This is a genomic window from bacterium 336/3 (assembly GCA_001281695.1).
Lineage (GTDB): Bacteria > Bacteroidota > Bacteroidia > Cytophagales > Thermonemataceae > Raineya.
Genome location: LJIE01000001.1, coordinates 3530381 through 3543286 on the forward strand (window position 1 = coordinate 3530381; position 12906 = coordinate 3543286).

A 12906-nucleotide genomic window follows, 5' to 3' on the forward strand; every position below is an offset into this window, starting at 1 on the left:
ATCGTAGTAATCGGATTATCTACCAAGAAACAAAAGAATCGACTAAACTGATTATTGCAGAAATTAATTTGGTAGAAGGTGCACAACCTACCTCCAAACGATATTCTACGACTACTCTATTGGTAAATAACATCTCTCAGCCTATTCCTGAATTTGAATTGCGTAAAGAAGACCAATTAGATAGATTCAAGCAGTATATTGGCATTGATGATATAGATTTTGGAGATTATCCTAAGTTTTCTTCCAAGTATTTACTCAAAGGCAACGAAGAGAACAAAATAAGAGAACTATTTAACCCAGAACTTATTCAGTTTTTAGAAGAAAATGACAACTATATTATAGAGTCTAAACACCAAGATTTACTCATCTACACAGAAAAGCAGTCTATCATGAGTGTAAGTGAAGTATCTCTGTTATTTAGCTTTGGAAAAGAGTTGCTTCATATTATTTCCAAAAATCAGAATACTTCTATACCCAAAGAGATAAAGAAAGAGCAGGAATAAAATCTTGCTCTTTTTATTGAATAATCAGCTTTTTGATTAAAAACTCTTTACCATTAGAACATTTTATCAAATAAGTCCCTTTTTCCAGTTTACTTACATCTATTGTTATAGAATCCTGATTTTCTAAAACATAACTATTGAGTACATCCCCCAAAATAGAACATAATTCTACTTTCCATGTATCTATTTTATTAACTCTAAACTCTATTTTAGAGTTTGCAGGATTAGGGTTGATGTGAATTTCTAAAGATTCTTGATTATTTTTTATAACATTGCTAATTGTTTTAGAATATTCAAAATCTCCATTTTTATCCACTTTTTTCAGACGATAATATGCTGTATTGACTTCTTTATCTATAAAGCTATATACCTGTAATATATTTCCATTACCTTTTCCTTTTATAATAGTTATTGGTTTAAAATTTCGTACATCTGTTGATTTTTCTATAATAAAATGCTCAAAGTTTATTTCTTGAGCTGTACTCCAAATTAATAAGACTTCATCTTTATCTCTTTTTTCAATTTTAAAGTCTATGAGTTGAACAGGCAATGGCGTACACCCCACAGAACTGGGTTGAGCTGTTGGTGCTGAGATGTCTCCACAACCATTTGTTAGAGTGGCAGAGCCTCTATTTCCACTTCCTCCAATTGTACTGGCACTTGAGGCTCTACAAATATTGATATTGCTTGAACTTGTCAGAGGAATGTTATTGTTGATAGTGAAATTATTAGTATATCTGATTCTTGCTGTTCCTGTAGAGCCACTACCATAAGTAATAGGATTGTTTTCACTCATATTATCCAATACAAAATTAGTCGTCCTAATAGTAGAGCCATTTTCAATGCAAAAAGTCCTTACACCATTTCGTATCTGAAAAGCCCCTGAAGTTAAATACCCTCTATTAAAAAAATACCCTGTTTGATTATCATTTTGGGCAAAAATAACTGTTCCACTGATAGTTGCTTGAGCATCAGTAGCTGCATTGTAAAAATAATTCTCATTATTTTGAAACTCTAAATTGCCATTGATGTTTAGTGTTCCGTAATTTACAAGCGTTACACCATTATTTAAAGTAACATTGCTACTGAATGTTAAAGTTGCTGACCTTGTAATGATAATTGTTCCACTATTCAGATTTGCACTTGTAATAGTTACATTCCCACAAATTATTAGATTTCCACCATTCAAGTTTAAACCACCAAAGCTACCTGATGTACTACAATGAAAAAATAGGTTTCCACTATTGATATTGGCATTATTTCCAAATGCTGTGCCACTACTTCCACAAGTGAGTGGATCAGTTGGTGGAGCTGGTGAACATTGACTTAAAGCTATAAAATCATGTAAAAAACAGATTATCAAAACAATCCATCTCATATTTTTTTTAATTTTACACAAAATTACGTTATATTTAGTTTTTAATAAATCTGTTCATCGTGTTAAAACATTCATTCATCGAAAAAGTTAATCATAAAGACCTCTTATAAACCATCTCCAATTGCTATGAAACTCTCCATAACAACCAACGTAACCAAACCTTACAAAGACGTTTTCAGATTTTTTACCAAAGAATTATTTATAAAATTATCTCCTCCATTTCCAAAAGTCAAGTTATTACGATTTGATGGTTCTGAAAAACAAGATAAGGTAATTGTAGAATTAGACTTTTTCCTTTTTAAACAAGAATGGGAAAGTGTTATTACAGAAAAATCTGAAACAAAAGAAGAAATCTATTTTATAGATGAAGGTGTTAAACTTCCTTTTTTTCTAAAAAAATGGAAACATATCCACAGAATTATGAAAGATGGTGATAAAACAAATATTGTAGATGATATAGAGTTTGAAACACCTTTCAGACCTTTTGATATTTTGTTTTACCCAATTTTATATTTTCAGTTTGCTTACAGAAGACCTATTTATCAAAAGGTATTTGGTTAAAGAACCATTTATCTAATAATTTACGTATTGGCAACTATCAGCCCCGCTATTGCTAATAAGATATTGGTAGCCGTTTTTTATTTTGAAAGTACTTTTTCTTTCAACCACTCAGACATTGTGTCAAAATATCCGTCACATGGTGGCTGATATTTGTTGCTGTTTTCAATTGTTTCTTTCAATCCACCTGTTTTGCATCTTTGAAGATTATGATTACAGTCAGGGAAAGTCTTTATTGTTAATAAATTCTTTGATTTCCTCCCTATTGCATCTTTGTAAAGTGCAATTGTTTTCTTCCAATTTACATTAGCGTCCTTTTCTCCAAAAATTGCTAGCACAGGACATTGAATTTTCATAAGCGTTCTACGAAAATTTGGCACATATATCATAAGTCCTGTTCTTTTGTCAAACTTATGACCTTCACTTATAAATTGTTTTTGTTTAGAAAGGTAAGATTCTTCAGTTTCTGAAGAACTATTTAAAAAAATCCAAAAAGAGTCTTTCCTCAAATTTTGTGTTGCTTTTTGATATTCAGCAAATGTTCCTCCTTCTCTAAATATATCATTACCTTGTTGCCATTCTGAAAGTAATAGTTTTATTTCAGTTTCACTTCTACCTTCAATTCTAAGATTTGTCTCAAACAAATAGCCAAAATTTTCCTTATCATCTGTTCCACTCACAGAAATCCAATAAGAAATTTTTGGATACTGTTGAATTACCAAAGGGCAAATCCATCCTGCACGACTAATTCCCCAAAGTCCAATATTGTTATATCCTGCAATATTTTTACTTTCTATTTCTTTAATTGCAGAAATAACCTCATCAGCACTACTTTGTACAGATTGATTTGGCTCAAAGTTACCTTCACTTTTTCCACAACCAGGTTTATCCCAAATGACACAGGCAATTCCAAGTTTTACAAAATTTGAGCGTAAATCGTAATACCAATTTCCTTCCACAATATTACTTTTTCCGTAACCTTGAATAATTAAAACTATTGAAGTGGGTTTTTGCCCAGTTGGTAAGTCCAGAAGCCCACTAAGTTTCTTACCTTTATGAACGAACTCAAAACTTTCTGTTTTAATCTGTCCAAATACAGTGTTGAAAACGAATAATGTGAGGATGATAGAGGATAGAAATACTATATTTTTTTTCATTTATTCAGTATTTTCCTGTTGGAACTATGTTAACCAACTTTAAAGATACGCATTATTTTTTTTCTTTCCTGCTGATTTTCACCATAATAAAATACTACTCTATATAATCCTTTTTTTACTCTACGTTTTTTTTCTTCATTATTTTCACATAAAGATTCTTCTAAATTCCATGTAAAAGTTACTTTTTCATTGGGAATCACTTCTTTTATGTCTGGTGGTGCTGGACATGCTCTCCCACAAGGGCAATAGGGAGTTTCTAGATTCATCCAAGTTCCATTTTTATTTTTTTCTATTTTTATTTGCATTGGGTCAAAAAGATATATGCTTCTTTTTGAGTTATTTACAAGTTCATATTTTAATACTTTACCTCTTTTTACTTTTTTAGTTGCATAGATTTGAGGCTCTTGAGAAGTCTGTGCTAATATTGTCTGAATTAACATCATAGAACAGAAAGCTAATATGATTTTTTTCATGGTTTATTCATCTAATTTTCACAATAATAATAAAATTAAAAAATCTTAAACAAGTCTTAAATAAACTTTAAGTTTTTATTAATGAATTTTATGGTGTAACTATTTTAGCTTTGCACACTTAACTTATTCAGTCTTAAGATAAAAAGTTGTTTCAATAACTTTATTATCCATAGAAAGATATATATATTGCATTTATTTTTTAATTAAAATCACTTATAAACTATATGAAGAAAACATCCCCTACTATCCAAAAAATAGGCTTCGTATCATTTTTAGTATTGTTTGGACTCACATTAACTGTGATTTTTACAAATCAGAAAAAACAAAATGTTTCTACTGATAATATATCAAACAATATACAAAAAAAACTTGTGGAAACCAAGAAGCCACAAGAGACTCTACCCAAAGAATTGACGACTCAAGAGAAATATCTTGATGCTCAGTCAAACTTTCACATGATTGCCCAATCAAATTTTGCAGATTTGGCAAGAATAGCTTATCAGAAAGTATTAAACAATCATAGATATTTTAAACATTCTGAGGAAGATATTGCTAAAATTATTCGTTCTAAGAGAGTTAAAAATATTCCAAATCATTCGGAAATCATTCAAGGAAAATCTAATGATAAATATAATAAAACTGACAGACCTGATTTGGCTTTAGAATATGATAATATGCGAACTATGGATCCAGCTTTACAGTATGTTCCAAGAGAAAGATTATCAGTTGCTTATCAAGAAACAATGCGTCGCTTCCAAACAGAAGCAAGTATTCCAAATGTAAACTGGTCAGAAAGAGGTCCCAATAATGTAGGTGGGCGTACAAGAGCTATCATGTTTGATCCTAATGATGTAACCAAAAGAAAAATATGGGCTGGTGGTGTTGCTGGTGGACTTTGGTACAACAATGATATCACCTCCAATACATCTGAATGGCAAAAAGTGGATGATTTTTGGGCAAATATGGCTGTAACAGCTATTGCCTCCGACCCAAGCAATCCCCAAATATTTTATGTAGGAACAGGTGAAGGTTTTTTCAATGCAGATGCTGTACGTGGTGGAGGTATTTGGAAAACAACTAATGGAGGAACAAGTTGGACACAATTACTTAGCACTAGTACTGATAATAATTTTGCTTATGTTCAGGAACTTGCTGTAAGTCCTTCTGGTATTATTTTTGTAGCTACAAGAGGTGTTTCATCAAGTAATGGTGGTATTTTACGTTCTATTGATGGAGGAACAAATTGGACAAGAGTACTTGCTCCTGGTTCTAATATTGGTGCAAATATAGCCTCTTTTTCCAACAATGCTGCCGATTTAGACATCGCAAGCAATGGAGATATTTATGCAAGTTTTGGAATATTTTCACAAGGAAGAATTTTTCGTTCTTCAGATAGTGGAGATAGTTGGACTGATATCACTCCTAGCACCAATTGCCACCGTATAGAATTAGCCGTTGCCCCTTCTACAAGTAGTGCAACCAATACGACCGTACTTTATGCAGTAGCAAGAGCCACTTCAGGAAGCGACAATGATGTAGCTTGGTTTAGAAAATCGACCAATGGTGGAGCCAGCTGGACTGATATTACAATCCCCCTATATTTAAGTCAAAGTTGTACAGTAAGTACAGCCCATTTTACAAGGAATCAGGCTTGGTACGATTTGTCTATTTCAATACATCCCACAAATCCAAATTTGGTATTGGTGGGTGGTGTAGATGTACATAGAACTATTGATGGTGGTACAACTTGGACCCCTATTTCTTATTGGACAGGAGCATGCAAACCTTATGTGCATGCTGATATTCATAATATTGTTTTCAGACCTAATTTTACAAACGAACTATTAATCGCTTCTGATGGTGGTGTTTCTTATTCTAACAATGCAGGAGATAATGGAACAAGTGCTCCAAGTTTCAGTGACCGTAATTTAGGATATAATATTACTCAATTTTATGCCTGTGCTATACGTAATGAAGCAGGGTCTAATAATTTTTTAGCAGGAGCTCAAGACAATGGTTCACAGCGTTATTCACAAGCAGGTATTAATGCTACTACAGAAGTAACTGGTGGTGATGGAGCATTTTGTTTTATAGACCAAAATAACAGCAATAGACAAATTACGAGTTATGTTTATAACAATTACTACCGTTCTACCAATGGAGGTACAAGTTTTAATACCCTAACCAGTAATAATACAGGACAGTTTATTAATCCTGCTGATTTGGATGATAGAGATGCTAGTACTTCTATTTTATATTCTTCTAGTGCTACAAATCAATATTGTTACTATGATCTTATCAATGGTTCTTCTCAGCAAATTGTAACTGCCAGCATTGGAGGCTCAGTTTCAGCTATCAAAGCTCGTACAAGTACTGCAAACAGGATATTTTTAGGTACGTTCAATGGTGGAGTTTATATGGTTGAAAATGCAAATACTGCTTCACCAACTGTAACCAATATAGGTTCAGGAATTACTTCTGTTGGAACAGTATCGAGTATAGATGTTTCTGGAGCAAATGATAATAATATTGTTGTTACTTACTCCAACTATGGAGTTAAATCTGTTTGGTACACTAATAACGGAGGAACAAGTTGGATAAGTAAAGATGAAACTGGTTATGGTTTACCTGATATGCCTGTACGTTGGATACTGATCAATCCCAATAACCCTCAACAAGTTCTTTTAGCAACAGAGTTGGGTGTTTGGAGCACTAATGACATTACAGCAACCAACCCAGACTGGCAGCCTAGTAATCAAAGTTTAGCCAATGTTCGTTGTGATATGCTCAAATACAGAACAGCAGATAAATTAGTAGCTGTAGCCACACATGCTCGTGGACTTTATACTTCAGATGTTTTTCAAGATATGCCTGCTCCACAAGCTCTCCCAGCAACAAGTATCACAGCCAATAGTTTTACAGCCAATTGGACAACTGTTACAGGTTCTGGAATTTCTTATCGTTTGGATGTTGCTACAGATAATAGCTTTACAAACATATTACCAAGCTATAATAATGTAACTGTAAACAGCACCAATCTCAATATCACAGGGCTTTCACAAGCTACTATTTATTATTATCGTGTAAGAGCTACCAACGGTACTATAACCTCTGGAAATTCTAATATCATTGCTACCAGTACTACCATACCAGCTCCCGTTGCTACTGCTGCAACAAATATAGATGTTGGAGGATTTTCAGCCAATTGGAATGCTGTAAGTGGAACAAATATTTCTTATCGTTTGGATGTTGCTACAGATAATAGCTTTACAAATGTAGTTGCTAGTTCTTTCAATGCAACAGCTAATGGATTAACTCTAAGTGTAATTGGTTTAAATTCTAATACAGATTACTTTTATAGAGTAAGAGCTACCAATGGATTACAAACATCTCCAAATTCTAATATTATTCAACTAAAAACAACAAATTTACTTGCTGTTGTAGCTACACCAGCCACAGATGTAACAACTACAAGTTTTAGAGCCAATTGGAATCCTATCAATAGTTCAGGTTTCTCTTATCGTGTTGATGTTGCCACAGACAATAATTTTACAAATATGGTAGCTGGTTATAACAATCGTGTTGTGAATGGATTGAGTCTGAATGTAACAGGTTTGACAACCAATACTGATTATTTTTATAGAGTGAGAGCTACCAATGGCACTATCACCACGCCCAATTCCAATGTAATCAGTGTAACTGTTGGAGTAACTGCAATTTCTGATAATCTTTTTGGAAAGAATATTGAAGTTTATCCTAACCCAAGTCAAGATTTTTGTATCATCAAGGTAGATGAATCGAGAGGAAATGTGTTTGGAATTGAGATTTATGACAATGTTGGTAAATTATTGGAAAAACTGGAAGCCAAAAGTCAAAATCAAGAAATTAAACTTAATATTCAAAACTGGAAAGCAGGGAAATACACTATTCGTTTACAACAAGGTGATAAAAAAGCAACTAAACACTTTGTGAAAATTTAAGAGTACTTTTCTTTTCCATAAAAAACTTAGGATAACAAATACGAAAATTTTGTTTTTTGTGTTCTTATCCTAAGTTTTCTTACTTTTTTTAATGATGAGAGTTTTTACTTTTTTAACAATCTTTTTTTTGTTTACTTCTTTGAGCTATGGACAAATAATCCAAGTTAAAGACTTTGTTACAGGCAAGAGCATAGAAGGCGTTAGCATTTCATCCCCTACTTCAAGTGTTCATCTTTTTACAGATAATCAAGGTAGAGTAAATATTTCTGCTTTAAAAGATGTTGAAAAAATTTACTTTATGTTTGATAATTATCAAACTTCCATTTTTAGTTATCAGCAATTAAAGGATTTGAATTTTCAGGTCTTTTTAAAGCCTGCTAACCCATACATAGAAGAAGTTGTTGTTTCAGCAACTCGATGGCAACAAGGCTCTGCTGAAACCCCTTCACAAATTGTTAAAATTTCTCAAAAACACATTGCTCTACAAAATCCACAAACAGCAGCAGACCTTTTGGGTATTTCAGATAAAGTATTCATTCAGAAAAGTCAGTTGGGTGGTGGAAGCCCCATGATTCGAGGTTTCGCAACCAATCGTCTTTTATATTCAGTAGATGGAGTTCGTATGAATACTGCTATTTTTAGAGCTGGCAACCTCCAAAATGTAATTTCTTTAGACCCTTTTGCTATTGAAAATACAGAAGTTTTGCTGGGTACGGGTTCAGTAATTTATGGCAGTGATGCGATTGGAGGTATAATGAACTTTACAACTCTTACACCTCAATTTGCAGTTTCACAGCCTTTAATAAAAGCAAACTCCCTTGTTCGTTATTCTTCTGCCAATCAAGAAAAGACAACTCATTTTGATGTGCAGGCAGGCTGGAAGAAATGGGCTTTTGCCACAAGTGTAAGTCGTTTTGATTTTGGAGATTTGAGAATGGGTTCTTATGGACCAAAAGAATATCTGAGAAATTTCTATGTAAAACAGATAAATGGAAGAGACAGTGTTTTTGTCAATGACAACCCTCTTATACAAAGACCCACAGGCTATACACAAACTAATTTAACTCAAAAAATACGTTTCAAAGCTTCTAAAAACTGGTTATTGGAGTATGGTTATCATTATTCACAAACATCTGAATATGCTCGCTATGACCGTCTAATAGAATTAAGTAACGGATTGCCTCGTGTGGCTATATGGAATTACGGTCCTCAAAAATGGAGAATGCACTTACTGAATGTGTTACATGAAAAACAAACACTCCTCTACGATCAAGTACAACTCCGTTTGGCATATCAGTATTTTGAAGAAAGTAGAATTGACAGGAATTTCTCTGGTTCACAGCGTTTTAGACTTCGTACCCAACAAGAACAGGTTTATGCTGTTTCCACAAATCTTGATTTTCGTAAAAAAATGAATCAGCATCAATTTTTTTATGGTTTGGAGTATGTTCAAAATAATGTTTTTTCAAATGCATCAGCTTTAGACATTCGCAACCAACAACCCATTGGTGTACCCAATAGATACCCTCGTTCTTTTTGGGCAAGTTATGCAGGCTATGTTAATTATCAATATAATTTTTCAGACAGGTTTTTGGGACAGGCAGGCATTAGATATAATGCTTTAAGTTTGGATTCTGATTTTAGCCAACAACTCAATTTTTACGATTTCAATTTTACAAAAGTAAAAACAAAGAATGCTTCTACTACTTTTAGCTTAGGTACAGTTTTTCAACCTTATGCTTCTTGGAAGATTGGAACAAATTTAGCGACTGGATTCAGAGCTCCTAATGTGGATGATATGGGTAAATTATTTGATTTTGGAGTAGGTGAAGTGATTGTTCCTAATACACAACTCAAGCCAGAGTATGCCTACAATGCAGATATTAATATTTCTAAAAATATGAATGATAAGTTAATTATCAATGTAGCTGGATTTTACACTTATTTGGATAAGGCTATGGTTCGTCGCTCATCGCAAGTAAATGGGCAAGACAGTATTTTATATAATGGAACTCTGAGCAAGGTATACTCTATTCAAAATGCTGCTTCTGCCAGTGTCTATGGAGTGAATCTTGATATTTTAATTAAATTTTTGCCTTCTTGGAGTGTTTATAGCAGTTATAATTATCAAAAAGGGCTTGAAGAAATGGATAATGGGTCTGTTAGCCCTTTAAGGCATGCTTCTCCAGCATTTGGTGTTACAAGACTTTCTTTTGAACAAAAAAGATTGACATTACAAGCATACGCAATGTATAATGCACAAATAGAGGCTAAAAGTTTAAATGACGAAGAAAAATTAAAAACGGCTATTTATGCCATAGATAGCAATGGTAAGCCTTATTCACCAAGTTGGTACACGCTTAATCTGAAAGCTATGTATAAATTTGACAATTTCAATTTGAATATTGGTTTAGAAAATATCACAGATCAACGCTACCGCCCTTATAGTTCGGGTATTGTTGCAGCAGGCAGGAATTTCATCATTTCATTTAGTTCTCATTTTTAAAACTCACTCCTTTATATTCTGATTTCATCTCCTTGTTTTATGAGTCTATCCGAAAAGCATTTCTTAAAAGTATAATAGTCTATTTCTTTGAAGTGTCATTTAAAAAACACTCTTTATGAAATACCTATTATATTTTTGTATTTTATTTCCTTTTGTGTCTTTTTCACAAACCATTATAACAGGGAAAATTTCTGATAGTAAAAATACTTTAGCAGGAGCCAATGTCTTTATAAAAGGGGCTTTTGAAGGAACAACCAGCGATGAAAATGGTGTATTCAAATTTACAACCACCCAAAAAGACACCATTGTATTGAGTGTCAGTTTTATGGATTATCCAGAATGGGAAAAGAAAATTATCATCAAACAAGATAGCATTTGGATAGATATTATCCTTTTAGAACCTCTTAAAGAGGATATTGAAGCCATTGCTATTACAGCTGGTAGTTTTGAAGTTTCTGATACAAAAAAAGGTACTGTCTTAAATTCCAGAGATATAGTAACCGTAGCTGGCTCCCAAGCTGATATTTTCTTAGCATTACAAACGCTTCCAGGAGCTAGTCGTGTAGGTGACCAAGAAGGTCTTTTTATCAGAGGTGGTTCAGCATCAGAAGCCAAAGCTGTTTTTGATGGTGCTATTTTACAAAATCCATTTTTTAGTGCTGTACCTAGTGTTGCACAAAGAAGTCGTTTTTCACCTGATTTGTTCAAAGGAACATCTTTTTCTACAGGTGGTTATTCTGCAAAATATGGACAAGCTTTGTCTTCTATTATTGAACTAAACACCACAGACTTTCCTGATAAAACACAAGTGGAAGCTGGTATCAACCTTGCAGGAATCAGTGCAGAAGCAACAAAGAAATGGGAAAATACTTCTTTAGCTGTTTCAGGGAATTATACCAACACAGCCCCTCTCCTTTTTGCTCTCAATAAACCTAATTTTACTTGGCAAACACCACCACAAGGGGGCAGTTCAGCCATTACGTTTAGAAGAAAATTACCCAGTAAATCTATTCTTAAAGCTTATGTAAACTATGACTATACAAGATTGGGAGTACAAACTTTAGACCCTTTCAATCCTAATGTACGGAATGCTTTTGCTCTGAACAATAATAATTTATACAGCAATTTGTACTTAAAACGTAATTTTAATAAATGGACAATGGAAAGAAGTATTTCATACAGTCGAAATGCTGACATCATTACCATAGATAATATGAATGTTCGTAGAGGCGATAGCCGTTATCAGACTCGTTTTTTAGCAACCTTTGACATCAACAAAAAAGCTAACATGGTAGCTGGTACAGAATTACATCGAAGTGCTTTCTATTCTGAATTGGTGGGTACAGGAAAATATGAATTTAAAGATACTTATTGGGCTAATTTTGCTGAATCGGAAATTCGTTGGAGTAAACGATGGATAACACGCATTGGTATTCGTGGAGAGTATTCTTCTGTCATTGGGCGTTGGAATATTGCCCCAAGAACCTCTTTTGCCTACAAAACAGGTGAGAACAGTCAAGTATCTGGTGCATTTGGTATGTTTTATCAGAATCCTAACAACAATTATTTATTCATCAATAAAAACTTAGATTTTGAAAAAGCTATCCACTATATTTTTAATTACCAATATCAAAAAAATGATAGAACATTCAGAGTTGAAGCATACCAAAAAGATTATCAGAGTTTAGTTCGTGAGCAAACTAATGGAATTTTTGAGGCTATTCCCAATCGTTTTCCTACTGGAGTTACAGATAATACAGGCTTTGGATATGCAAGAGGGATAGATATGTTTTTGAGGGATAAAAAAAGTATCAAGAATGCAGATTTCTGGATTTCTTATTCATTTTTGGACACCAAAAGACTTTTTATGAATTATTTAACTTCAGCTACACCCACATTTGCTTCTAAACATAACTTTAGTGCAGTTTATAAGCATTTTGTCCCTAAAGCTCGTTTAAGTTTAAATGCTGCCTACAATTATGCCTCAGGAAGAACATATTACAATCCAAATAATGAAAACTTTATGATTGATAAAACCCCTGATTTTCACAATGTAAGTATTACAGTTGCATATCTCACTCATATTCGCAGAAATTTCACAGTTCTATATGCAGCTTTTGACAATGTATTGAATAGACAAAATACTTTTGGCTATATCTACTCTCAAGATGGCAGTCAAAGAGTTGGTATACAACCCAACCAATTTAGGTCTGTGTTTGTGGGTATGAATATTACTTTTTCCAAAAAATAATTCATCCTTCTGTTTTCTGATTTTATCCTTAAGTTTTAGTGGTTTGTCAGGAAGTTGTTTCTAAATCATCTTAAAGCTATTTTCTTTATATAAAAATTAA

General features: G+C 33.2%; 6 protein-coding genes and 1 pseudogene. 4 read left to right on the forward strand and 3 right to left on the reverse strand.

The window, feature by feature from the left end; translation table 11 throughout:
* Window positions 1–777 precede the first annotated feature (777 nt).
* Window positions 778–1056, reverse strand: a pseudogene (locus AD998_16650) (hypothetical protein).
* A 951-nt stretch (window positions 1057–2007) separates the two neighbouring features.
* Here AD998_16650 and AD998_16655 point away from each other — a divergent pair.
* Window positions 2008–2442 (forward strand): hypothetical protein, encoded by a 435-nt coding sequence (locus tag AD998_16655; protein KOY87547.1) that lies wholly within the window; start codon window positions 2008–2010, stop codon window positions 2440–2442.
* Between the two features lie 77 nt (window positions 2443–2519).
* Here AD998_16655 and AD998_16660 read toward each other — a convergent pair whose 3' ends face one another.
* Window positions 2520–3596 (reverse strand): hypothetical protein, encoded by a 1077-nt coding sequence (locus tag AD998_16660; protein KOY87548.1) that lies wholly within the window; start codon window positions 3594–3596, stop codon window positions 2520–2522.
* A 29-nt stretch (window positions 3597–3625) separates the two neighbouring features.
* The gene (locus AD998_16665) at window positions 3626–4036 is read right to left on the reverse strand and encodes a hypothetical protein (GenBank protein ID KOY87549.1); all 411 of its coding nucleotides are present in this window, start codon (window positions 4034–4036) and stop codon (window positions 3626–3628) included.
* 257 nt (window positions 4037–4293) lie between these two features.
* On the opposite strand from AD998_16665, the gene AD998_16670 reads away from it, so the two are divergent.
* The 3 genes from AD998_16670 to AD998_16680 all read left to right on the forward strand — a co-directional run bounded on the left by AD998_16670 (window position 4294) and on the right by AD998_16680 (window position 12806).
* Window positions 4294–8049, forward strand: a complete 3756-nt coding sequence (locus tag AD998_16670) for a hypothetical protein (GenBank protein ID KOY87550.1) — start codon at window positions 4294–4296, stop codon at window positions 8047–8049.
* Window positions 8050–8143: 94 nt separating this feature from the next.
* Window positions 8144–10555, forward strand: a complete 2412-nt coding sequence (locus tag AD998_16675; protein ID KOY88260.1) for a TonB-dependent receptor — start codon at window positions 8144–8146, stop codon at window positions 10553–10555.
* 115 nt (window positions 10556–10670) lie between these two features.
* Window positions 10671–12806 (forward strand): hypothetical protein, encoded by a 2136-nt coding sequence (locus tag AD998_16680; protein KOY87551.1) that lies wholly within the window; start codon window positions 10671–10673, stop codon window positions 12804–12806.
* The last annotated feature ends 100 nt before the right edge of the window (window positions 12807–12906 follow it).

Excerpts from the sequence above, each read along its gene's own strand:
- AD998_16675 (KOY88260.1), top strand. The coding sequence starts at position 8,144 with ATGAGAGTTTTTACTTTTTTAACAATCTTTTTTTTGTTTACTTCTTTG.
- AD998_16660 (KOY87548.1), bottom strand. The coding sequence starts at position 3,596 with ATGAAAAAAAATATAGTATTTCTATCCTCTATCATCCTCACATTATTC.
- AD998_16665 (KOY87549.1), bottom strand. The coding sequence starts at position 4,036 with ATGTTAATTCAGACAATATTAGCACAGACTTCTCAAGAGCCTCAAATC.
- AD998_16655 (KOY87547.1), top strand. The coding sequence starts at position 2,008 with ATGAAACTCTCCATAACAACCAACGTAACCAAACCTTACAAAGACGTT.
- AD998_16670 (KOY87550.1), top strand. The coding sequence starts at position 4,294 with ATGAAGAAAACATCCCCTACTATCCAAAAAATAGGCTTCGTATCATTT.
- AD998_16680 (KOY87551.1), top strand. The coding sequence starts at position 10,671 with ATGAAATACCTATTATATTTTTGTATTTTATTTCCTTTTGTGTCTTTT.